The organism is Flavobacterium sp. P3_A6, assembly GCF_056403035.1.
Map to the genome: position 1 here is coordinate 53,196 of NZ_JBFUGG010000012.1, position 26,556 is coordinate 79,751.

The following is a 26,556-nucleotide window of genomic DNA, read 5'->3' on the forward strand; positions in this document are numbered from 1 at the left end:
TTTTTTTAATAATTGAGCAAATACAGCATAGTACAGGATGCATGAGTATGTGTATCATTATAAATTTGGGATATATAATAAATGTTGTTTTTACATTTAAATAACGAAAACGATATATGTAATTGTTTGCATTTATTTTTATTAACCTAACCTAACAAATTAATAATTAACTAAAACAAATTTTATGAAACAAACACTAGTAGTGAGAAGATGTAGTGTTATTTTATTTGTACTGATGAGTATGATTACTTATGCTCAAAATTCAAGCAGTGAAGTAACAATTATAGGTACAGTTACCGATAATGCAGGTGTTCCTATAACAGGGGTAAACGTTGCTGAAAAATCGTCTAAAAATGCGACAAGTACAGATTTTACAGGAAAATATGTATTTAAGACAAAAGCTGGTGCAACATTGGTATTTTCCTTTGTTGGAATGCGAAAAGTTGAAATTCCTTTAGCAGGCCGTACTGTTTTGGATGTAAAATTGCAAGAAGACAATAATCAGTTAGATAATGTTGTAGTTGTTGGATACGGTTCTCAGAAAAAGAAAGATCTTACAAGTGCTATTGCTACAATAAAACCACAAGAGCTTATGGATTTGCCTGCGACTAACCTATCTGACGCATTAAGAGGTTTGGTTCCAGGGCTTAATGTCTCAAGTTCGTCTGGACGTCCTGGAGATTCTGGAGCTATCTCTATTCGTCAAACTTTTGGTTTTTCAAAAGATGGGAATTCAACTATACCGTTAGTCATAATAGATGATATGATTCAGGTGGATCCAGCTACTGGTAGAGCTACATTAGATACTTTTAACAGATTGGACCCTTCTGAAATTGAAAGTATGTCTATTCTAAAGGATGCATCTGCCGCTATTTATGGTTCTCGTGCAGCACAGGGTGCTATTATAATAAAAACGAAGAGAGGAAAATCGGGTAAAGCTAAATTTAGTTATAATAGCCAGTTAACAATTAACGATGCTGTAAGCCATACAAAAACCATGGATTCTTATCAGTATGGTGTATTTGCTAACAGATATTATACCGGAGGATTACTTCCAACTGCTGTAGTTGACCCTGCTAAGATGTTTTCTGCAAAAGAATTGGAAGAAATGAAAAGTTTGAATTACAATTGGCTAGATGAGGCTTGGAATACTGCCATCCAGCAAAAACATTCATTGAATGTAAATGGAGGTAATGATGGTGTTACCTATTTTGCAGGAGCAACTTATCTTACGCAAGATTCGAATATGGGTTATCAAAAATATGACAAGTGGAATTATCGTACAGGAATTAATGCAAAAATTGCAAATAATTTAGATTTCTCCGCATCTATTTCTGGAAATACTGGTTTTGTTGATAAATCGTTCACTAAAGCATCATCAAGTATTACTGATGGTAGTTATGGAAGTACTGCTTCTGGTGAACAGGCTGATTATGGATACTTGGTGCACATACCAAAATACATTCCAATTCAGACTACGGTTGGAGGTATAGATTATTATACGTCCCCTTTTAACCGTCCTGACAGAAATATGGGAACGGCAAATAACAGATCATCAATTGCAGGGTGGAATTATTTTGCGAATTTGAATAATGGCTCGCATCAAACAAACGATGACTCTTCGTTCAATGTGAATGCTTCCTTAAATTATAAATTAGCAGCTGTTAAAGGTTTGTCCTTTAAGGCAAATTTTGCTAAAACAAAAAGTTCTAATTATACGGAACAAGCCCAATTGCCATATGATTTAGCAAGAATTAGAAATTACGAAACACAGGATAATAAGCTTGCCAGCGAAGCAAATCCTAGTGTCTATAACGCTACGACTAATCCTTCAGGTGATTATTTAATTGAAACCAATGTACAGTCAACAAGAGTTGCCTATAACTCTAATTTTGCTGCAAGCACGCAATTAAACTTTTTTACCAATTATGAAAGAACTTTTGGAAATCATCAAATTAGTGCGATGGCTGGAGTTGAAAAGTCAGAGTATGACAATCAAAAGGTTAGTTTACTTTATATAAATACACCAAAAGATTACCTAGGAGATTATCGTACCGCAGGAACAGTAGATACTGGAAATTCTCAATCAGCTAGAGCAGAGGGTGGTACACTTTCATATTTTGGGACTGTTAACTATAATTATAAATCAAAATATTTGGCACAATTTGTTTTGCGTTCTGATGCTTCTACAAAATTTGCACCAGAAAATTACTGGGGCACTTTTCCTACTCTAGGATTGGGTTGGGTAGTGTCTAAGGAAGATTGGTTTGAAAAGAATGTACCAGCAGTGAATTTCTTTAAATTACGCTATACTATTGGTAAAACAGGAAAAGACAATCTTCAGGCTTGGAAATGGTATCAATTTTATCAAGTTATTGTCAATAAAGGTGCCACATTTGGACCTGGTGGAGGACAGTTGGGTGCAGGTTTGACTCCCGAAGTGAATCCAAACAGAGATGCAGCATGGGATAATATATTAAAGAATAATATTGGTATTGATTTGGCTTTTTTAGATAATAGGTTACAATTTAATGCGGATTTCTATTATGACATAGCAAAAAATGTCTTGACAGATATGGGTAGCGCTGTTGGTGTACCAATTTCTATTGGTGGAGCTTTTGCTGAACAGAATTATGCAGGTTATGATGCTTGGGGATCAGAGATTAGCATAAATTGGAGTGATAAAATAAAAGGTGATTTTAGCTATAATATAGGTGTGAATTTTGGTTATGGAGATAATAAAGTAACAAAATACCCAGATCAAGGAAACCTTCTTCCATCTAATAATACCAGAAGAGAAGGATATTCAGAAGGATTTAATCCAGTTTGGGGATTCCGTACCTGGAAAGAAACCTCTACAGGTGATGGTATTTTGCGTACTGACGCAGATATTGCCAATTATTGGAGTTATTTGAAACAACATGCTGATGCTGTGGGTGGTACTCCAAATTATTTTAATATAGTGGATCCTGCTAAAATTCTGAAAGGTTCGTTAGCTTATGAAGATGTAGGAGGACAACTTAAATCTGATGGAACTGTAGGTCCGGCCGATGGTCAAATTGCAAAAGATAATGATTATGTAAAATTGGCAAATAGTGCAAGAATATATACAGTTAATACCAATTTGGGTTTCAAATACAAAAATCTTTCTTTTAAAACCCAAATCGCAACTTCTTGGGGAGGTGCTACATTTGTTGATTTAATAGGAATGGGGAATAGTGCTGCGAGTATTTGGTCACGTGAAACTTTTTGGAGTGATATGTATGGTGCAGACAATCTAAATGGAAAATATCCTAATATTGCAGGGACTGAAGTATTGAATAAATCTGATTTTTGGCAATTGGATACCTTCCGTTGTTATATTCAAAATTTAACAGTGGCGTATGAAATTCCTAAGCAGGCTCTTGCTAACACAAAAATTCAGAATATATCTTTTGGTCTAACAGGTAATAATCTTTGGGATTTTTACAATCCTTATCCTGAAAAGTATCGTAATATGTATGATAGCTCTTCTACACCGTATCCTACACTTAGATCTTGGACAGTTAATTTGAACGTATCATTCTAATTTAAATATTTGATAGTAATTATGAAAACAAAACTTAATATATATATAACGCTAGGGCTTGTGCTTGTATTGGGCGCTTCCTGTAGCGATAACTTTCTGGAAGATATGAAGCCTTATGGAAAGTACGATGATTCATTCTGGAAAGTCCAAGAGCGTGTAGGGAATTATGTTGATAATCAGTATAATGAATTTTATGCAGCTTATAAATCACCTACAGCAACTGTAATGGGGTCATATACAGATACCTATAGCAAGATGACCGAAGAATTAGGTGGGGTTCAGCCTTTAATTAATCCAAACAATAATTATATTAATTCAATTGATGCCTCTGGTTATTATGGTCTGAAAATTGGAGCTGGATTAAATCAAGGGAGTAATCCTTATGGAAGAATTAGAGAATGTACTATCTTATTGCAGGATATTGATGTTAAAGGTGCCAATTTAGATAAAACATTCCGTGATCAGGCAAAAGGGCAAATGTATTATATGCGTGCTATGCAATATTTCGATTTGATGCGTATTTATGGAGGAGTCCCTATTGTTACCACTGTTGAAGATGCGGCTGTCGACAACCCAGCTATTCAGCTTCCGAGAGCAAAAGTTTCTGAGGTAGTAGCACAAATAGTAAAAGATTTGGATATGGCAGCAAGTCTGTTGCCTGCAAACTGGCCTGCATCAAATTATGGACGTTTCACAAGGGGAGCAGCTTTGGCACAAAAATCTCGTGTTCTTTTAACGTTTGCAAGTCCTTTGTTTAATAAAAATTGGGATGGCTCTAATGAGCGTTGGCAAGCGGCTTTAAATGCTGGATTGGCTGCAGAAACGCAACTAACGCAAGATGGATACGGTTTGTACGGAAGTTCAGCAAAAGATTGGGAGTCTATGTTTTATATAAGAGATAATGCTCCTATTTCTGAGGCTATTACGATTCAACTTTGCGGTATTGCAAGTGCAGATTTGACCTTGAACATTAACAATAGCTGGGAAAAAGCGATTCGTGTGGCAGGTCAAGGCGGATCTGCTGGAAGCGGAGGTGTTGCAGCTCCTAAAGAAATGATAGATTTGTTTCCAATGGCTGATGGTAAAAGACCAACTGCTGCTACTTATAACGATTTTACATTTTTTGTTAACCGTGATCCTAGATTTTATAGAACATTTGCTTTCTCTGGAGTTAGATGGCCTTATAAGGAAAATACTACTTCTGTTGTTTGGACTTATCGTTGGTTAGATAGTGCAAATAAACCCTATTTCTCTGATGGTAATACAGGGGCGTCAAGTCCTGCTATTGTTCGTAAAATGTCAAATACAACAGTTACTAATGGAGGTACTTTAAATTATGGTCAATCAGGTACTGATATTATGGAATACCGTTATGCTGAATTGTTGTTAAACATTGCTGAATGTTATGCTGCATTAGGACAAACGGCTAATACGCTGGCTTATTTAGGCAAAATTAGAGCTCGTGTAGGTATTCCATCCGCAAATAATTATGGAATTGGTACATTGGCAGATAAATATGCTGCTATTGAAGCTTGTCTTTATGAAAGAAGAGTTGAATTAGCTTATGAAGGCAAACGTTATTGGGATGTTCAGCGATGGATGCTTTATGCTGACGCATCACTGCCTGGAATTGCTGGTGGTACTGTTAGTAAATTACGTTTGACTGCTATCAACGGTACACAACGTACTGGAAATTATTTGGAGAGCAAAACTAAAGGTACTGCTACTGTTGATCCTTTAGCTACACTTCGTGCAAGTCAGGCGGCAGATCCGGATTCTCCTAATTTCCAAACTCAATTGACAGCTTTAGCAACATTTTATAATGCTAATTTTGTTCGTACGGCTTTAATTACACCTTTGGATAATGTTAGTGGTACTCCAGCTACAATTAAATTTAATCCAAATTATTATATTAGTGGTCTTAATACAACTGCTTTTACATCAAATCCATGGTTACTGCAAACTTTAGGATGGAATGATAATCTTGGTTCTGCTGGAACATTCAATTACCAGGAATAGTTAATAATATAAAGTATTTGAAAAAAATAAAAACAATCACCTGTATTCATAAGATACAGGTGATTTGCTTAAAAAGATTGCCAAAATTAAAATTAGTATGAAAAATTTCACTTTATCGGCTATTTTCCTTTTATTTTTAGGAAGTATCCAATGTTTTGCTCAGTATCCAAAAATAAGCCCTGAAGTTGCAGCACAATCTAAAGCTTTTATAGATGAGGCTGATAAACGTTCAGATGAAGCTTGGGAAAAAGCTCTTATAATTATTGAAGAAGAAGCCAAACAAGGTAAACCATATATTCCGTGGGCATCAAGACCAAATGATTTACCGCAAGCCTCTATACCAGCTTTCCCGGGAGCTGAAGGAGGAGGAATGTACACTTTTGGAGGTCGTGGCGGAAATGTTTACACCGTTATAAGTTTGGAAGACCGCGGACCAGGAACCCTGCGCGAAGCCTGCGAACAAGGAGGAGCGAGATTCGTTGTTTTTAACGTTTCAGGAATTATCAGAATTAAAAGTCCTTTAATTATTCGTGCACCGTATATTACTATTGCCGGACAAACTGCCCCTGGGGATGGTATTTGTGTGGCAGGAGAATCGATTTGGATAAATACACACGATGTTATTATCAGGCACATGCGTTTCCGCAGAGGTGAAACTTTTGTAGGTCGTAGAGATGATTCCATTGGGGGAAATCCTGTTGGGAATATCATGATTGACCACGTGTCAGCAACTTGGGGATTAGATGAAAATATGTCTATGTACCGACACATGTACAGCCCAGGTGCAGGTTATCCTGACGAAAAGAAACCTACTGTAAATATCACAATCCAAAACAGTTTGTTCGGAGAAGCATTGGATACGTATAACCACGCCTTCGGAAGTACTTTAGGAGGAGAAAATTGTTCTTTTATGAGAAATATGTGGGCAAGCAACGCAGGAAGAAACCCATCTATTGGCTGGAACGGTATTTTTAATTTTGTAAACAACGTGGTATACAATTGGTACAACAGATCAACAGATGGTGGTGATTATACAGCCAACTACAATATCATTAATAACTTTTACAAACCAGGGCCTGTAACCGATTTAACTCAACCAATCAGTTACAGAATCTTAAAACCGGAATCAGGAAGAAGTAAATTGCCTTATATGGTTTTTGGTAGAGCTTATGTAAATGGAAACGTCGTTAACAATAACGAAAAAGTAACCAAAGATAACTGGGACGGAGGTATTCAGATCGAAAACAAAAAAGGAGAATTGATGACATACGATGAAGCCAAAACTTATTTCGATAAAATGAAAAGTGACAGACCTTTCCCAATGCCGTGGTTTAGCAAAATTATGACTGCCCAGGAATCTTATGATTTTGTCCTTAAAAATGTAGGAGCTACTTTGCCAATCAGAGATAAAGTGGATGAAAGAATCGTAAGAACCGTAAAAACTGGAGTTCCCGAATATGCAAAAGGATTGGAGAAAAAAGAGTTCTACCAGTTTGAGCACCGTCGTTTGCCTATGGATTCTTATAAACAAGGAATCATCACTGATGTTTCGCAGGTGGGAGGATATCCGGAATACAAAGGAAAACCTTATTTAGATACTGATAAAGACGGTTTACCAGATGTATGGGAAAAAAAATACGGTCTGAATCCAAAAGATTCATCTGATGCAAAAGGAGATTTAAACGGTGATGGATATTCTAATATCGAGGACTACATCAACGGTGTAAACCCTGCTATCAAAGTAGATTGGAAAGACTTAGCCAATAACAAAGAAACCTTGGTTAGACCTTTATTAGATTTAAACTAAGGAATGAATTTTGGTAACATTCTTGTTTTAGGATTACTGAATTATGAAACAAGAATGTTTTCAAAAACTAAAATAATGTAAGATGAAATCAATAAAAAAAATAAGTCTGCTGTTTTTACTTTTTGTTTTTTGCAAATTAAGCGCACAGCAATATGCAGATCCCGAATATATCAAAGTGACTAATGAACGAGCAACAAAAATTGTTGAGAAGTTAGCTTTGGGGAACAAAGAAAAAGAAACCGCTGTAACCAATATTATTGCACAGCAGTTTCGTGATTTGAGTAAAATTCAGGATGCAAGAGATGCTGAAATCAAAAAAGTAAAAGACGACAGCAGTTTAGCCAAAGAAAAGCAAAACGAGAAAATTGATAAACTGAAAGCCGATGCCGATAAATCAATTGACAAACTGCACAAAGCCTATTTAAAAAAATTAGGAACTCAGTTAAATGAAGCTAAAATCATCGAAGTAAAAGACGGAATGACCTACGGCGTACTTCCAATTACAGTTGCCGGTTATAACGATATGTTGCCAAATTTGACTGAAGCACAAAAAAAATACATTTACGATGCCTTGGTTGAAGCCAGAGAACATGCTATGGACGGAGGTTCATCCAAAGAAAAACACGGATGGTTTGGTAAATACAAAGGAAGAATCAACAACTATTTATCAAAAGAAGGTTACGACTTGAATAAAGAAAGTACGGATTGGCATAAACGCATCGAAGAACGTGAAAAGGCTAAATCAGCTAAATAATTATTAGTAATTAGCTTTTGAACATAAGCTAATCACTAAATTAACTCTTAACAAGAATTCCAATGTTTAATATTTTCCAAAATAACATTACGAATAAGATTTTTTTGGCAGTTGCTTTCTGCTTGTCTTTTTCGTCCGCATTTGCCCAATATCCGGAAATTCCGAAAGAAGTTCAAGCCAAAACCGACACTCTTTTAGCCAGAGAAGAAAAGCGTTTGGGCGAAATCTGGAAAAACAATGCCAGCATTCTTAAGGAAGAAGCAAAGCACGGAAAACCTTATTTGCCTTGGGCTTCCTATCCAAAAGATTTTGTTCAGGCAGATATTCCAGCTTTTCCTGGAGCCGAAGGAGGAGGAGCTTTTACGCAAGGAGGTCGTGGCGGGCGAATATTTGTAGTGACTAGTTTGGAAGACAGCGGAAAAGGAACTTTTCGTGAAGCCTGTGAAGCAGTTGGTGCGAGAACAATAGTATTTAACGTTTCGGGAATTATTCGATTAAAAAACCGCATTAGCATGCGTGCGCCTTACGTTACCATTGCAGGACAAACAGCTCCCGGTGACGGAATTTGCATTGCTGGTGAAACTTTAGAAATCGATACACACGATGTAATTATTCGTTACATGCGTTTTCGCAGAGGAGCAACTGATGTTGCTCGAAGAGATGATGCTCTTGGCGGAAATCCAATCGGGAATATAATTGTCGATCACTGCTCAATAAGCTGGGGATTAGACGAAAATATTTCATTATACAGACACCAGTTTCAGGCAAACGATAAATCAAAACTGGAAAAACTGCCGGCTTGTAACATTACTATTCAAAATACTATTTCATCCGAAGGATTAGACACTTACAATCACGCTTTCGGAAGTACAATTGGTGGATTAAATAGTACCTTTATGAGGAATTTATGGGCCGATAATATTTCCAGAAATGCTTCTATCGGAATGTATGGCGATTTTAATTTTGTAAATAATGTGATTTTTAATTGGTGGAACCGTTCTCTGGACGGAGGTGATTATCGTTCGATGTTTAACATCATCAACAATTATTTCAAACCAGGACCAATAACACCAACAAATCAGCCAATTCGTTACAGAATCCTGAAGCCGGAATCAGGTTACATGAAACCTAAAACCTACGGAAGAGCGTATGTTTCAGGAAATTTCATCGTAGATTCTCCTGAAGTTACAGCAGATAACTGGAATGGCGGTGTACAATTGGAAGATCAATCGGCAGAAGAAACAAAAGATTATTTAGAATTGATTAAACAGGCAAAACCTTTTTCAATGCCTAAGTTTAACATAATGAAAGCGGAAGAAGCGTATGAATTTGTACTGAATAATGCCGGCGCAACCTTGCCAAAGCGTGATGCAGTAGATGAAAGAATCGTAAAACAGGTTCGTACCGGAAAAATTGAGGTAAAAGATGGTTTGGAAAATGCGATTGGAAAAGAATATATTAAAAGAAGATTACCTGCCGATTCATATAAAAAAGGAATTATAACACATCCTGATCAAGTGGGCGGTTATCCGGAATACAAAGGAAAAGCCTATAAAGATTCTGATAATGACGGAATTCCTGATGCTTGGGAAACTAAATACGGTTTGAATCCGAAAGATGCATTTGATGCAAACAAGGATTCAAATGGAGACGGGTACACCAACTTAGAAAAATATTTTAACGGAATTGATCCAAACAGTAAAACAGACTGGACAAAACCGGAAAATAATAAGGATACTTTATCGAAAGTTTTATTGCAGTAAAGATTAATATAGAATAGAATAAAAATTATAGAAAATAGAATATAGAGAATAGAAAAAAGAGAGAACTCATCATGAGAAAATCTATATTCTTTATTCTGTTTTCTATATTCTAAAAGAAATCTAAAATTAAAATGAATTTTATTCAACTCAAAAATATCATAACAAAACAGGATTTACTCGTTTTATCCTGTTTTGTTATTTTCTTTAGTTCGAGCATCAACGCCCAAAACACATTCCCCGATATTACAAAATCCAAAGAAGGAAAACTGGAACGTACTGCTGATGCAAAAGGAAACCAAATTCCTGATTTTTCTTTTGCTGGATATAAAGCTTCATCAGTAGCCATTCCAAATGTTGATGTTAAAGCTTTTGTGCCCCATATCGAAGGCGATGCAACCAAAACAATCCAATCAGCAATTGATTATGTTGCCAAATTGAAAGTCGATAAAAATGGTTTTAAAGGAACAGTACTTTTAGACAAAGGAATCTTTAAAGTTTCGGGTGAAATCAATATCAAGGAAAGTGGAATCGTATTAAGAGGAAGCGGTTCAGGAAATAATGGAACCATTCTTTTAGGAACCACAACCAACAGAAAAGCCATTGTCAATATCAGCGGAATCAATAATCAGGTTTTAAAAGAAACATTCCAATTAGATGCAAATTATACGCCATTAGGAGCAACAGTTTTATCCGTAAAAAATGTATCTGCACTCAAAAAAGGAGATCACATTTTAATCAATACAACAATCACAAAAAAATGGATTGATCTTTTGTCAATGAATGATTTTGGTGGAGAAAGCGGATGGATAGGCTGGAAAGCGGATGATTTTGTCATTCGTGCAGACAGGGAAATTAAAGCTATTGATGGAAATAAAATTACAATTGATGCACCTTTGACTAATGCTTTAGATGAAGAATTATCAAAATCAACAGTAGCCAATTACATTTGGTCAGGCCGAATTAATAACGTAGGTGTAGAAAACCTGACTTTGAAATCAGAATATGACACAACAAATCCCAAAGATGAACAGCACCGTTGGACAGGAATTTCTGTTGAAAATGCTGAAGATGTTTGGGTACGACAGGTCAATTTTGAACAATTTGCAGGCGGAGCCGTTTCGGTTCTAAAAACAGCCAAAAGAATTACAGTTGAAGATTGTCTTTCACTGAACCCAATTTCGGAAATCGCATCATTCAGAAGAAATACTTTTTATACCGAAGGACAGCAGACTCTTTTTCAAAGATGTTATTCTGAATTCGGATACAATGATTTTGTGGTTGGAGGTTATGCGACTGCAGGATCAAATGTTTTTTTGCAATGCGAATCACATCTGCCGTACAGTTTCAGCGGATCTGTCGGAAGCTGGGCAACCGGAATCCTTTTTGATGTTTCTCTAATTGATGGAAACGCTATCAGTTTCAAAAATAAAGAACAAGACGGAAGAGGTTTAGGATGGAATGTTGCCAACAGCGTTATTTGGGAAACATCGGCATCAAAAATAGAAAATTACAGTCCGCCAACAGCTAACAACTGGGCATTTGGAGTCTGGGCGCAATGGGCAGGAAACGGACATTGGAAAGACGTGAACAATCACATAAGCCCAAGAAGTTTATTTTATGCTTTGCTAGAACAGCGTCTGGGCAAATTACCGATGAATGCTCAAATTATGGACTTGGGCACAGAACCTTCTTCGAGTCCTACATTGGAACAAGCAAAAGAATTAACTGCCGAAGCTTACAAATTAAATGAAACTTTAAAAGAGTTCATAGGTAAAGCCTCAGCCCGAAATCCTATTGCGGTTGATTATGCCAAAGCAAAACGAATTGACGAAGTAAAATCAGATATAGTTACAAATACCAATATCGATAAAATAACCATAACTAATGGATTTTTAGCCACTTCAAAAGGAGTAATCACCGGAGAAGTTGTAGATGTACCGTGGTGGAGAGGAAGTTTGCGTGAATCTGAAATTTCAAAATCAAGACCTCATATTACCCGATTTGTCCCGGGACATTATGGAGTTGGTTATACCGATAATCTGGAGGAAACCGTAAATTATTTAGTCGAAAATAATAAATCGGCAATAGACCATAATTACGGATTGTGGTACGAACAAAGAATGGCCGACCACGAACGCATCCGCAGAATCGATGCCGATGTTTGGGCACCATTTTACGAACAGCCTTTCGACAGAAGCGGACAGGGAATTGCCTGGGATCATCTGAGCAAATACGATTTGACACGATACAATGCCTTTTATTGGGACCGATTGAAAACCTTTGCAGAATTAGCCGGACAAAAAAATAAAATCTTATTAAACGAAGCGTATTTTCAGCATAACATATTAGAAGCAGGAGCACATTGGGCAAGTTCGCCTTGGCGTCCAGCCAATAATATCAATACAACTGGCTTGCCGGAACCGCCACCATATGCAGGAGACAAAAGGATTTTTCTTGCCGAACAATTTTATGATATAAAAAATGCCGATATACGTAAATTGCACGTAGCATTCATTGAAAAAAATCTGGAAAATTTTAAAGACAATGCTAATGTTTTGCAACTAACAAGTGCCGAATATACAGGCCCGTTAAGCTTTATGCAATTTTGGATTGATGTGATTGCCAATTACGAAAAGACAAATCAAAACGAATCCAAAATCGTTTTAAGTGCGACAAAAGATGTTCAGGATGCTATTTTAAATGACAAAGCAAGAGCAAAAACAGTAGATGTAATTGATATTAGATATTGGTATTACAAAGAAGACGGAACACTTTACGCTCCCGAAGGCGGAAAGAATTTAGCACCACGCCAGCACGCACGTAAAATCAAAACCGGAAAAGAAACAGACGATCAGGTTTACAGAGCTGTTCGCGAATACCGTGAAAAATATCCGGAAAAAGCAGTGTTATATTCAACGATGGGAGCACCAAGATTTGGCTGGCCGGGATTGATGGGAGGAGCCTCTTTGGCAAATGTTCCAAAAATTGAACTTTCTGCCTTTCATTCTGCCCTTGCTGGTATGAAGTTTGCAGAAGGAACTACTTTTTCAGACAAGTTTTGGGCACTCGAAAATAAAGGCAATGCCTATCTTTTTTATCTGAAAAATGATCAGGATGTTTCAATCGATTTATCAAATTACAAAGGAACTTTCGAAATATATACAATCAATGCTTCCAATGGAACTATCACCAAAAAAGCAAATATCAACGGAGGTAAACAAGTCGTAATTCCACAAGCTGAAATCAAAGAAAAAGTACTATTCGTAGTGAAGAAAAATTAATCAAAGAATACCGATTACAGGCATAAAAAAAATCTGCCGAATCTGCTAAATCTGCGAGAAAAAAACAAATACATAATTCAAAATAAAAATAAAATGAACCTGAAAATTAAATATTTATACGCCCTTTGTATAAGTTTTATGTTGACAGCACAAAGCGGATTTTCTCAATCCAAAAACCTGCCAAAACTTAAAGTTTCCCCAAATCAGCATTATTTTGTTACCGAAGATGGTAAACCATTTTTCTGGTTAGGCGATACAGGCTGGCTGGCATTCAGCAAACTGGATAGAGAAGGCGTTGTTAAATATTTTGAAGACCGAAAAGCAAAAGGATTCAATGTAGTTCAGGTAATGGTGTTGCATAATTTGAATGCAGTAAATGTATATGGCGATCAGGCCTTAATGAATGAAAATGTGGCTGATCAAATTACTTCACCGGGCAATGATCCAAATAATGCTCCTGAATATGATTACTGGGATCACATAGATTATACTTTGGATGTGGCTCAAAAAAACGGAATCTACGTTGCAATGGTCCCGGTTTGGGGAACCAACGTTTCAAAAGGAAATAAAGTAAGTAAAGAACAGGCGACCAAATACGCTAAATTTTTGGCAGACCGATATAAAAAGAGAACCAATATAATTTGGTTAAACGGAGGAGATACTAAAGGAAATGAATTTCAGGATATCTGGAATGCCATTGGAACAACAATCAAAACCAATAATCCAGATCAGCTGATGACTTTTCACCCTTTTGGGAGAACCGATTCATCAGAGAATTTTCATAATGCGAGCTGGTTAGATTTCAATATGTTCCAGTCCGGACACAAAACCTATGCCCAGGAAACTGATCCGACAGCTTTCAAAGAAGACAATTACAAATTTGTTTTAAGAGATTGGGATTTAAAACCAACCAAACCAACACTGGACGGCGAACCATCTTACGAAGGAATTCCACACGGATTGCACGACACCTTACAGCCAAAATGGAATGCCAATGATGTCCGTCGTTACGGATATTGGTCTGTTTTTTCAGGTGCTTCGGGCTACACTTATGGACACAGCGCCGTAATGCAGATATTCAGAAAAGGTGACAAACCCGCTTACGGAAACAAAATGTTGTGGACAGATGCAATCAATGATCCAGGAGCCGAACAAATGATTTATATCAAAAACCTGATGATGGAATTTCCATTCACAGAAGGAGTAGCCGATGCTTCGATAATTGCAAATCAAGGTGAAAAATACGATTATTTACCAGCTATAAAAGGAAAAGAGTACGCTTTGATTTATACCTACAACGGAAGAAAAATTACAGTGAATATGGGTAAAATCACAGGAGATAAAGTAACCGCAACCTGGTACAACCCAAGAAACGGAGAAAGAACACAGATTGGAATTTTTGATAACAAAGGGAAAAAGGAATTCCAGCCTTCCGGCAAAAAAGAAGACGGAAATGACTGGGTTCTTATTCTAACGTCAAACAAATAAAAAATAGCTCTCGCAGATTTAGCAGATAAAAAAATCCTGCACAATCTGCACAATCTGCGAGAAACAAAAAACACAAACTATGAAAAACATCATAATCATACTTTTCTTCATCACTGGACTGAATACCGCTTTCGCAAACGACGGCTGGCTAAACATCCTAAACGAAGGCGGAAACAACAAAGGAATTAAATGCACCGAAGCCATTCAAAACGCTATCGAAAAAGCATCTAAAAACGGAGGGGGAACCATATTTTTCCCAGCCGGAGAATATTTAACAGGAGCTTTAAAACTAAAAAGCAATATCACCATCCATTTGGATTCTGGAGCGCTTTTAAAATTTTCAGAGAATTTTGATGATTACCTTCCGTACGTAGAAATGCGTTACGAAGGCATCGTGATGCAGTCATTCTCGCCATTATTTTATGCCAAAGATGTAGAAAACATCACCATCACAGGTAGAGGTGTAATCGACGGACAGGGGAAAGCGTGGTGGAATGAAGTCTACCGAATCGAAACCGCCAAAGGTCCAATTCCCGAAACGAAATACCAAAAAATGTGGACCGAGCAAAACAAAGGAATCGTTTACGAGCCATATTACAAAAGAACGATTGACAAACACTTTTTCAGACCTTCATTTTTCCAGGCGTACAATTGCAAGAATATTTTAATCGAAGGCGTAACCTTCAAAAACTCGCCTTTCTGGACGATAAATCCTGAATTCTGCGATAACGTAACCGTAACCGGAATTACAATTAACAATCCGCATTCCCCAAACACAGACGGCATCAACCCTTCGTCCTGCACCAATGTACACATTTCGAATTGCCACATCAGCGTGGGCGACGACTGTATTACCATCAAATCGGGTCGCGATGCAGACGGCCGTAAATACGGAAAAGCAACCGAAAACGTAACCATCACTAACTGCACAATGCTTAGCGGTCACGGAGGTGTCGTTATCGGAAGCGAAATGTCAGGCGGAATCAAAAAAATCACGATATCCAACTGTGTTTTCGACGGAACCGATCGTGGAATCCGTATCAAATCAGCTCGCGGTCGTGGCGGAGTAGTCGAGGACATTCGCGTCGACAATATCGTAATGAAAAACATCAAGGAAGAAGCCATTATTCTGGATCTTTTCTACGACAAAGACAATCCCGTAGAGCCTGTTAGTGAACGCACGCCGATTTTCAGAAACATCCACATCAGCAACGTTACGGGCGGAAATGTCAACAAAGCCGGATTCGTTCGCGGAATTGTTGAAATGCCAATCCAGAACATCACGTTCTCCAACATCAATATGGACGGCAAGGAAGGTTTCACCATAAACACGGCGACCGATGTAGAATTTCACGACGTAAAAGTCAACGCAACCGTGGGTTCCTCTTTCAAAATCACAGATTCCAAAAACCTGATTCTGGACAATGTAGGTTCATCGACACCGATAAAAGGAGTTCCGGTTATCAAAATCGACAACGCTTCGAACATTATGATCAACAACAATTTTCCGTTCAACGCCACCGATATTTTCATCGAAGCCAATGGAAAAGACACCAAAAATATCTTCCTTAAAAACAATGTGTTCAATAATGTGACTACAATTGTGAAAAAAGGAAAAGACCTGGATAAAAAAGCAATTACAGAATAACGTAATTATTTTCAGGAGCAGAAACATTGGGCATTTTAGGAAACATCGTCCCGCTCTTCGTTGCAATCTTGCGTGCCGAACCCCGGCACACAAGGATTTTCACTTCGATCGGGGCTAAAGAGAAACATTTTGCTTTTTAAAAATCATCCAAAAAGGAAAATATAATAAAGATTCGTGTTTAAACATCTTTGTCAAAGTTCAAAACTTTGACAAAGATTAAACCAATAACAATGAAAAAAATATTCATCATACTAACGCTTTCACTTTTCGCTGTAAGCTATTCCCAGAAAAAAAAGGAAATCTTCCTTTTCACTTCTTTTAGGGAACCCGCTACCGAAGGTTTGTACCTGGCATACAGTGAAGACGGTTACAATTGGAAAGGTTTGGAAGGATCATTCCTAAAACCCGAAATCGGTGCCAGCAAAATTATGCGTGATCCGTCCATCACAAAAGGTGCAGACGGAACCTACCATATGGTCTGGACAACCGACTGGAAAGGCGGAAACGGTTTCGGATACGCCAGTTCAAAAGACTTAATTCATTGGTCAAAACAGGAATACATTCCCGTAATGAAACACGAACCCGAAGTCGTAAACGTGTGGGCACCCGAAATTTTTTATGACGATATCAAAAAACAATACATCATTATTTGGGCATCCACAATTCCATTCCGATTTGAAAAAGGAGTAGAAGACGAGAAAAACAACCACCGAATGTATTACGTAACTACGAAAGATTTCAAAATATTTTCGGATACAAAATTATATTACGATCCCGGTTTCAGTGTCATTGATTGCGTCATTGTAAAAAAAGGCAAAAAGGATTATGTTTTGGTTTTAAAAGACAACACCAGACCAATGAGAAACATAGAAGTAGCTTTCGGTAAATCGCCTTTAGGACCATTCGAAAAAAGATCAAAACCCCTTACCGAATATTTATCAGAAGGACCAACAGTCGTAAAAGTCGGTAAAAACTGGCTGTTGTATTATGACAACTACGGTTCCAAAAATTACAAAGCCCTAAGCACTTCTGATTTTGTAAAATTCGAAGATGCTTCCTCAAAAATAACCCTTCCCGAAGGACACAAACACGGAACCATAACAACAATTTCCGCTGACGTTCTAAAAGGATTAATTGAAAAGAAGTAAAAAAATAATCTGCTAAATCTGCAGACCCGAGCGAAAGCGAACAGGCGAAGCAATCTGCGAGAGTAATTTTTTCACGCAGATTTGGCAGATTGAGCAGATAAAAAGTTGAAAACAATGATTGCATTTCAAAACATAAAAACCAATATCGTATCAGCAACAACCATTTTGTTAAGCTGTGTCGTAGTCAATTCGGCGCAAGCCCAACTAGACACAATACGATATACAGGCAAAACACTTTCCAATGTCGATTACCACCACGGGCAATTAAGTCCGGCAGTTGGAGTTCACGCAACGCAGATTATGCGCGCCAGCCGTGAACATCCGGAAAAAGCAGACGGATTTGGCTGGACGTACAATCACCAGTCGATGATGGCGTATTGGAACAATACCTTTTACCTGCATTATTTAAGCGATCCTTCAGGAGAACACATTCCGCCGAGCCAGACTTTTATTATGACTTCCAAAGATGGAGTGAACTGGACAAAACCAGCCGTACTTTTTCCAATCTACCACGTTCCAGACGGCTTCAAAAAAGAAGGAGTAGAAGGCGTTGCTAAAAACATCGATGCTATTATGCACCAACGAATGGGATTCTATGTTTCTTCCGACAACAGATTGCTGGCAACCGGTTATTACGGAGTTGCCTTAGACAAAAAAGATGATCCGAATGACGGAAAAGGAATAGGTCGTGTAATTAGAGAAATTTATAAAGACGGAACGTATGGACCCATTTATTTTATCAGATACAATAAAACCGGAAACCCATTGCCAACCACATTTCCATTTTACACCAAAAGCAAAGACAAAAAATTCATCAAAGCCTGTGATGAGCTGATGTCAAAACCTTTGTTAATGCAACAATGGGTCGAAGAAGCCGACAGAGATGACGCTTTAATTCCGTTAAAAAAACAATACAAAGCCTTCAATTATTACCATTTGCCAAACAGAAACGTAATCGGTTTATGGAAATTTGCTTTGACATCTTTAAGTAAAGACAATGGAAAAACCTGGGAATATACGCCTTTAAGAGCACCGGGATTTGTAAACAGCAATGCCAAAATCTGGGGACAAAAAACCTCCGATAATCGTTATGCAACCGTCTATAATCCATCAGAATACCGTTGGCCATTGGCGATTTCAACCAGCGACGACGGACTGAATTACAAAGATTTATTGTTGGTTCACGGTGAAGTAAGCCCGATGCGTTACGGAGGAAACTATAAATCAGCCGGACCTCAATACGTTCGCGGAATAAACGAAGGAGACGGAACTCCGCCCGACGGAAAACTGTGGGTAAGTTACAGCGTCAACAAAGAAGATATTTGGGTAGCTTCTGTTCCTGTTCCTGTGACCAGCGAAGTAAAAGAAAACGCTAACGATGTCTTCAACGATTTGCCCAACGGAGAAGAATTAAAATTATGGAATACCTACGATTTATCCTGGGCATCCACCAAAATCGAAAAGAAAACAGACGGTAAAAAATGGCTGACTTTACGAGATCAGGATTTTTTTGACTATTCCCGTGCCGAGCGTGTAATTCCGTTTGCACAAAAAATGGAAGCGACTTTCACCGTAAAACCAGAACAAAATAATCACGGCTTACTGCAGGTGGAGTTCCAAAACAAACAAGGATTGCCTGCAATCCGCATCGTTTTCGATTCGGATGGAGAAATAAAAGTAAAACACGGAGCCCGTCACGGCGGAATTGGGAAATATGAAGCCGGAAAAGAATACACAATAACAGTCAAACTGGATGTAACTTCCCGCTCATACACGGTAAAAGTAAATGACAGCAAAGAAACCAACAAAATATTCTATGCTCCGGTTGACGGAATTTCAAGAATAATGTTCCGTACTGGCGATCAGCGTTACACACCAAATGCCGACACAGAACCGGACACACCGGACTTTACGGATTTGCCGGATACAGGAAAATTAATTCAGGAAGCAGTATTTAATATTAAATTATTGGTTACTAAAAAATTATAAAAAATATAACCACAAATTGCACAAATTCCAGCAAATATTTTAGCTGAAATAAAAAGATAATTTGTGAAAATTTGTGCAATTTGTGGTAAAAAAAAATAAAAGCGTGAAGTTTTTTAAAAATATATTATTCCTCTTTTGTCTTCTGATAACTTTCATCTCGAATGGACAGATTTCTGCTGTGCATTTACGATGCGAAATGACAGAAAACCCATTGGCTGTAAACACAACTCAACCAAGATTAAGCTGGCAATTGGTTTCTCAAAAATCAAATGTAACCCAATCGGCATATCAAATTTTAGTTGCTTCATCAGAAGAAAAATTAAAGAAAAATGAAGCCGATATCTGGAATAGCGGAAAAGTAGTTTCCAATAAAAATCTTCAAATCACATACAGCGGAACTCCATTAAAAAACGAATTCAAATACTTTTGGAAAGTCAAAGTCTGGAACCAAAAAGACAAAGCTTCCAATTGGAGCAAAACAGCTTTTTTCAGAATCGCACCTTCAGCATCAGCATCAAATCCAATTTGGATTGGCGCGATTACCAAAGCCGATAGTCATTTGCCTGAAGGCCGAAATTACCACACCGCCACTTTTAACAGAGAAAAAAAGAATGCTTTAATCAATGCTTCCGATTCGTTGTCACGCAGAAGTATTATGCTTCGTAAACCATTTTTGGTCAACAAAGAAATCAAGGAAGCACTAGTATATATTTCCGGTTTGGGACATTATGAATTAACTATTAACGGAAAGAAAATTGGCAACAGCGAGTTTGCGCCTTTGTGGACAGACTACGACAAAACCGTCAATTATAATACTTATGAATTATCCGCTGAAGAACTAAAAAAAGGTGAAAACGTAATTGGCGTTTTATTAGGCAACGGAATGTACAACACGCTTGCCGAGCGCTATTCGAAATTCTATGTAAGTTTTGGACCGCCAACTTTATTTTTCAAAATGAAAATCATTTACAAAGACGGTTCCGAAGATCTTATAAAATCAGATGAAACCTGGAAATACAGCAAAAGCCCGATCACTTACAACAGTATTTTTGGAGGGGAAGATTACAATGCCAACTTGGAACAAAAAGGCTGGAATGAAACTGGATTCAATGATAATAATTGGAAAAAAGTAATCGTTCAGGAAGCGCCAAAAGGAATTTTACGTCCACAGATTACAACACCAATTACAATCCAAAAACAATACGAAGTTAAAGAAGCAAAAGAACTGAAACCTAACTTTTTTGTTTTCAATATGGGACAAAATCTTTCGGGATTTACCACCATAAAAGTCAAAGGAAAAAAAGGGCAAACCGTTCGTGTTTGGGTGGGCGAAAGCCTAAATGAAGACGGAACTGTCGGACAGGGAAAAACAGGAAAACCGTATTATTACGATTATACGTTGAAAGGCGAAGGCTTTGAAGAATGGCAACCTAAATTCAGTTATTACGGTTTTCAATATGTACAGATAGAGAACATCAATTACAAAGAAACCAAGAATGAAAATCTGCCGACATTGGTAGATTTGAAATCAAATTTCATTTACAATTCTGCAGGGGAAGCAGGAACTTTTGAATCTTCCAATCACATTTTCAATAAGACACACTTGCTGATTAACAACGCGATAAAAAGTAATTTTCAAAGTGTCTTTACCGATTGTCCGCAACGCGAAAAATTAGGCTGGTTAGAAGAAATTCACTTAAACGGACCTGGATTATTGTTCAATTACAATCTGGAAAGTTTTATTCCGGCGACAATGCAGAACATTTCAGATTCACAGCGAGACAACGGATTAATTCCGACCATTGTTCCCGAATATGTGGTTTTTGGAGGCGATTTCACTGATTCTCCGGAATGGGGCGTGACGGGCGTGATTCTCCCTTGGATGTATTACGAATATTACGGCGACGCTTCGTTAATCGAAAAATATTATCCCGTAATGAAAAGATATGTGGATTATTTAGGAACCAAAGCCACCAATCATATTGTTTCGCACGGATTGGGAGATTGGTACGATTACGGAACGCATCCGGCGGGTTATTCCAAAAACAGTCCGATTGCGCTTTCGGCAACTTCGCATTATTTTTATGGAGCGAGTTTATTGGCAAAAGCCTCAAAATTACTGAACAAAACAGAAGATATTGCGAAATATGAAAAGCTGACTTTGGATATCAAAAATGCTTTCAATAAGGAATTTTTCAATCCAGAAACCAAACAATACGGAACCAGCAGTCAGTTTAGCAATGCCGTTCCCGTTTTTATGGACATCGTGGAACCGCAATACAAACAAGCGGTGATGCAGAATTTATTGAACGACATCAAAGCAAAAGGCGACCGATTAACTACGGGCGATGTCGGAAACCGTTATTTATTTCAGGCCTTGGCACGAAACGGCGAAAACGAAACAATGTATAAAATGAACAATCATTACGATGCGCCGGGTTATGGATTTCAGATTAAATTTGGACTAACGACTCTAACCGAGCAATGGGATCCACGCAAAGGAAATTCGTGGAATCATTTTATGATGGGACAAATCGAAGAATGGTTTTATCAAAGTCTGGCCGGAATCGTTCCCGATGATCAAAATCCGGGATTCAAACATTTCTTTATCCAGCCGGAAATTGTGGGTGATATGACGTTTGTAAAAGCGACTTACAAATCGATTTACGGAAATATTGCTTCGGCTTGGGAGAAGAAAAATGGAAAGTTAATCCTGAAAGTGGAGATTCCTGCCAATACATCAGCGACCATAAAATTGCCAATCGCAAATAATTCAGAAATAAAAGTCAACGGAAAACCGACTAAAAATTTGAAATTAGGTTCAGGAAAATATACAATTGAATGCAAATTATAAGATTTAAAAATGACTACAATTAAAAACATACTTTTTGCTTTTTTAGTTTCAATCTTTGGATTGACGCATACAAACGCGCAATGTACATCCGATACGAATTTCAGAAAACCGGTTTCAGAAACCATAAAAAATATCGAAACCATTTTCAAAATCACCGTAATTGACGACCGTGGTTTACTGAAAGGAAAAGAACTCGATTACGCCGATTGGCGAATTGAGCAAGGAAATTTAGAAGTTTCTCTTGCCAATATTTTAGTGCCTTTTGAACTGACTTATTTTAAACAGCCGGACGGTAAATACCAAATCCGAAAATATGAAAACCACAAAGTTTCAGTCGATAAAGGAAAAGAGCGTTTGGATTATTTAACGACTTTATATTCCAATGTTTCCGATTGGGAAAAACGTAAAAACGAAATAAAAGCCTGTATGATTACGTCATTTGGTTTGGACAAAGCACCGTCAATGCCAAAATCAAAACCAATCTTAACGCCAAAAAGAATCTATAAAGATTATAGCGTCGAGAATATCGCATTGGAAATTCTACCAGGCGTTTACACCACAGGTTCGATTTACAAACCCTATCCGTTAAACAAAAAATCAGCGATTATCTTAACGCCCGACGGACATTTCGGCGACGGAAGATATAGAAAAGACGAGCAGTACCGTTGTGCCATCATGGCGAAAATGGGTGCGATTGTCGTGAGCTACGATTTGTTTGCCTGGGGCGAATCCCTATTGCAATTCCCGGAAGAGACGCATCGAAACAGCATCGCATCAACCGTTCAGGTCTTGAGCGGAATCCGATTATTGGATTATTTGGCCACCATAAAAAATGCGGATATTTCAAGAGTTGGCGTTACCGGCGGTTCCGGCGGAGGTTCGCACACGATGTTTTTGGCCGCTTTAGACGATCGAATCACCGTTTCGGCTCCCGTTGTGATGGTTTCCTCGCATTTTTCAGGCGGTTGTCCGTGCGAGAGCGGTCGCGGAATCCACCTTTGCGGAAACGGAACCAATAATGCAGAAATCTCGGCAATGATGGCGCCAAAACCACAATTGATTGTGTCTGACGGAAAAGACTGGACATTGGCTGTTCCTGAATTGGAATTCCCTTTTGTCCAAAGAACTTACGAACTCTACGGAAAAAAAAATCTGGTAGAAAATGCCCATTTTGCCAAGGAAGGCCACGATTTTGGCGTTTCAAAGCGTATGGCATTGTACCCGTTTATGGCGAAATATTTGGGTTTGGATCTCAACAAAGTGAAGAACGAAAAAGGTGAAATAGACGAATCGACTTGTGTGATTGAGCCTTACGAAAAATTATATGTTTTTGGCAACAAAGTCGAAAATTTGCCTAAAAATGCCCTGAAAGACATCAACAAATTATATGAAATGTTCGGAGAAAAAAATCTGAAAGTGTATGAAGTGAAGAAGTAATAGTTGGGCGTGACCCTATTTGAAAAAGTGGGCAACTCTCGAAACCGTTCAGTCGCCCCCTTTCCCAAATCGGGTCGGGCTATCCGCGCTACTTCGGTAGCTTGCTTCTATCCCTCACGCGCTCTCGTAACTCAAGAATATTTGTCTTTTGATTAGAAATTTAGAATAAAAAAATATGAATTTAATAATTGATTAACCAACAACAATCAACTATTAACCATCAACCATAAGCTATGAAGTTAAAAAGTAAAATTACAGCCGTCTGTTTCGGAATTGTTTCCTTCGCTACAACTGCGCAAACCAAAACCGAACTAAAACTATGGTACGACAGACCTGCTACCATCTGGAACGAAGCTTTGCCATTGGGTAACGGCCGTTTGGGTGCAATGGTTTTTGGCGATCCCGCAGTGGAGCGTTTGCAATTGAACGAGGAAACTATTTGGGCAGGTTCACCAAACAGCAACGCGCACACCAAATCAATCGAGGCGTTGCCAAAAGTAAGACAGCTGGTTTTCGAAGGAAAATTTGATGAAGCACAGGATTTGGCAACCCGAGATATTATGTCGCAAACCAATGACGGAATGCCGTATCAGACTTTCGGAAGTGCTTATATTTCGTTTCCGGGACATCAAAAATACACGAATTATTACCGTGATTTGGATATCGAAAACGCTACGGCAAAAGTAAAATACACGGTAAACGGAGTAGAATTTACCAGAGAAATACTGACGTCATTTTCAGATCAGGTGATTGTGGTAAAATTGTCGGCGAGTCAGCCGGGACAGATTACGGCCAATGTTTTTATGAACAGCCCGATAGACAAAACCGTTCCTTCGACAGAAGGGAATCAAATTATACTTTCGGGAGTTGGAACTAATTTTGAAAACGTAAAAGGAAAAGTAAAATTTCAGGGACGAATCGAAGCGAAAAATAAAGGAGGAGAAGTTTCGGCAAGCAACGGAATCCTAATCATCAACAAAGCGGATGAAGTGACTCTTTATATTTCGATTGCGACCAATTTCAAAAACTATCAGGACATTACCGAAGACGAAGTAGCAAAAAGCAAATCGTTTTTGGAGAAAGCTTTGCCGAAAAGCTTTGATGAAATCAAAAAAGCGCATATTGCTTATTACCAAAAATTCTTCAACAGAGTGGCTTTGGATTTAGGTTCAAACGATGCCATCAAAAAACCAACAAACGAAAGAATCCGTGATTTTAAACAGCAATTTGATCCGCAACTGGCGAGTCTGTATTTTCAGTTTGGACGTTATTTATTGATTTCGAGTTCACAGCCGGGAGGCCAGCCAGCCAATTTACAGGGAATCTGGAACGATATGGTAACTCCGCCCTGGGATTCTAAATACACCACAAACATCAACGCCGAGATGAATTATTGGCCGGCAGAAGTAACCAATCTTACCGAAATGCATGAACCCTTTATCCAAATGGCAAAAGAATTAAGCGTGACGGGAGCAGTAACGGCAAAGACAATGTATAATGCCAACGGATGGGTTTTGCACCACAATACTGATATCTGGCGTGTAACCGCTCCTGTTGATTCGGCTGCGTCAGGAATGTGGATGACTGGTGGTGCCTGGGTTTCGCAGGATTTATGGGAACGCTATTTGTACACAGGCAATATCAATTATTTAAAAGAAATTTATCCTGTAATAAAAGGAGCAGCCGATTTCTTTTTGGATTTTATGATTACCGATCCAAACACAGGATACTTGGTAGTAGTACCATCAAGTTCTCCTGAAAATACACACGCAGGCGGAACCGGAAAATCGACTATTGCTTCGGGAACTACGATGGACAATCAATTGGTTTTCGACTTGTTTTCAAATGTGATTAAAGCTTCGAAACTGGTTGCTCCGGATGAAAATTATACGAAAAAATTAAGTGAAGCTTTGGCAAAAATGCCTCCGATGAAAATCGGAAAACACAGTCAGTTGCAGGAATGGCAGGACGATTGGGACAACCCGAAAGACAATCACCGACACGTTTCGCATTTGTACGGACTGTTTCCGAGCAATCAGATTTCGCCAATCAAAACACCGGAATTGTTTGAAGGAGCCAAACAATCCCTGATTTACAGAACAGACGAATCGACTGGCTGGTCAATGGGCTGGAAAGTAAATTTATGGGCAAGATTATTAGACGGAAATCACGCCTACAAACTAATTCAGGATCAATTACACTTGGTAACCGCTGATCAAAGAAAAGGTGGTGGAACCTACCCAAATATGCTCGATGCACATCAGCCGTTTCAGATTGACGGTAACTTTGGATGTACTGCCGGAATCGCCGAAATGCTGATGCAGAGTCAGGAAGATGCGATTCATTTATTGCCTGCTTTGCCAACAGTTTGGAAAGACGGAAGCATCAAAGGTTTGGTAACCCGAGGCGGATTTGTAATTGATATGACCTGGAAAAACAATAAAGTTTCGACTTTAAAAGTCTATTCAAAATTAGGAGGGAACTGCCGATTGAAATTGGAAAATACATTAAGAGCAGACAAAGGAATTGCACTTAAAAAAGCAAAAGGTAAAAACCCAAATCCGTTGTTTTATGATGTGGAAGTAAAGAAACCGATTATTTCAAAAGAAGCGAAATTGCCTAAAGTACAATTGCCAAAGTGCAATGAATATGATGTTGAGATGAAAGCGGGGCAGACTTATAGTTTTTCTGCGAATTAATTATTGATCATAATAAGTCTTGTTTGTCATTTCGACGTAAGGAGAAATCACACAAGTGGAGCACTCACTGTTGTGGAATATTGGATGTGATTTCTCCTCCG

General features: G+C 38.2%; 13 protein-coding genes. All 13 read left to right on the forward strand.

Going from position 1 to position 26,556, the window contains the following annotated elements; translation table 11 throughout:
• Nucleotides 1-184 precede the first annotated feature (184 nt).
• The 13 genes from AC1DVP_RS13165 to AC1DVP_RS13225 all read left to right on the forward strand — a co-directional run bounded on the left by AC1DVP_RS13165 (nt 185) and on the right by AC1DVP_RS13225 (nt 26,455).
• Nucleotides 185-3,568: a SusC/RagA family TonB-linked outer membrane protein gene (locus tag AC1DVP_RS13165; protein WP_477183936.1), complete on the forward strand. Its 3,384-nt coding sequence runs from the start codon at nt 185-187 to the stop codon at nt 3,566-3,568.
• 21 nt (nt 3,569-3,589) lie between these two features.
• Complete coding sequence (locus AC1DVP_RS13170; protein ID WP_477183937.1) at nt 3,590-5,587, forward strand: RagB/SusD family nutrient uptake outer membrane protein; 1,998 nt, start codon at nt 3,590-3,592, stop codon at nt 5,585-5,587.
• A 97-nt stretch (nt 5,588-5,684) separates the two neighbouring features.
• Nucleotides 5,685-7,394, forward strand: coding sequence for a pectate lyase family protein (locus AC1DVP_RS13175; protein WP_477183938.1), 1,710 nt, complete (start codon nt 5,685-5,687; stop codon nt 7,392-7,394).
• Nucleotides 7,395-7,476: 82 nt separating this feature from the next.
• On the forward strand, nt 7,477-8,148 hold the full coding sequence (locus tag AC1DVP_RS13180; protein ID WP_477183939.1) for a DUF3826 domain-containing protein: 672 nt from the start codon (nt 7,477-7,479) through the stop codon (nt 8,146-8,148).
• A gap of 62 nt (nt 8,149-8,210) precedes the next feature.
• The gene (locus tag AC1DVP_RS13185; RefSeq protein ID WP_477183940.1) at nt 8,211-9,911 is read left to right on the forward strand and encodes a polysaccharide lyase; all 1,701 of its coding nucleotides are present in this window, start codon (nt 8,211-8,213) and stop codon (nt 9,909-9,911) included.
• Between the two features lie 131 nt (nt 9,912-10,042).
• Nucleotides 10,043-13,192, forward strand: coding sequence for a DUF6298 domain-containing protein (locus AC1DVP_RS13190; protein WP_477183941.1), 3,150 nt, complete (start codon nt 10,043-10,045; stop codon nt 13,190-13,192).
• Between the two features lie 93 nt (nt 13,193-13,285).
• Complete coding sequence (locus AC1DVP_RS13195) at nt 13,286-14,680, forward strand: glycoside hydrolase family 140 protein (protein WP_477183942.1); 1,395 nt, start codon at nt 13,286-13,288, stop codon at nt 14,678-14,680.
• Between the two features lie 79 nt (nt 14,681-14,759).
• Nucleotides 14,760-16,328, forward strand: a complete 1,569-nt coding sequence (locus AC1DVP_RS13200) for a glycoside hydrolase family 28 protein (RefSeq protein WP_477183943.1) — start codon at nt 14,760-14,762, stop codon at nt 16,326-16,328.
• A 230-nt stretch (nt 16,329-16,558) separates the two neighbouring features.
• Nucleotides 16,559-17,476 (forward strand): glycoside hydrolase family 43 protein, encoded by a 918-nt coding sequence (locus tag AC1DVP_RS13205; RefSeq protein ID WP_477183944.1) that lies wholly within the window; start codon nt 16,559-16,561, stop codon nt 17,474-17,476.
• A 114-nt stretch (nt 17,477-17,590) separates the two neighbouring features.
• Nucleotides 17,591-19,465 carry a six-hairpin glycosidase gene (locus tag AC1DVP_RS13210; protein WP_477183945.1) on the forward strand — a complete coding sequence of 625 codons (1,875 nt, stop codon included), beginning with the start codon at nt 17,591-17,593 and terminating at the stop codon, nt 19,463-19,465.
• A 103-nt stretch (nt 19,466-19,568) separates the two neighbouring features.
• Nucleotides 19,569-22,319, forward strand: a complete 2,751-nt coding sequence (locus tag AC1DVP_RS13215; RefSeq protein ID WP_477183946.1) for a glycoside hydrolase family 78 protein — start codon at nt 19,569-19,571, stop codon at nt 22,317-22,319.
• A 9-nt stretch (nt 22,320-22,328) separates the two neighbouring features.
• Nucleotides 22,329-23,756: an acetylxylan esterase gene (locus AC1DVP_RS13220; protein ID WP_477183947.1), complete on the forward strand. Its 1,428-nt coding sequence runs from the start codon at nt 22,329-22,331 to the stop codon at nt 23,754-23,756.
• Nucleotides 23,757-23,989: 233 nt separating this feature from the next.
• The gene (locus AC1DVP_RS13225; protein ID WP_477183948.1) at nt 23,990-26,455 is read left to right on the forward strand and encodes a glycoside hydrolase family 95 protein; all 2,466 of its coding nucleotides are present in this window, start codon (nt 23,990-23,992) and stop codon (nt 26,453-26,455) included.
• Nucleotides 26,456-26,556 lie beyond the last annotated feature (101 nt).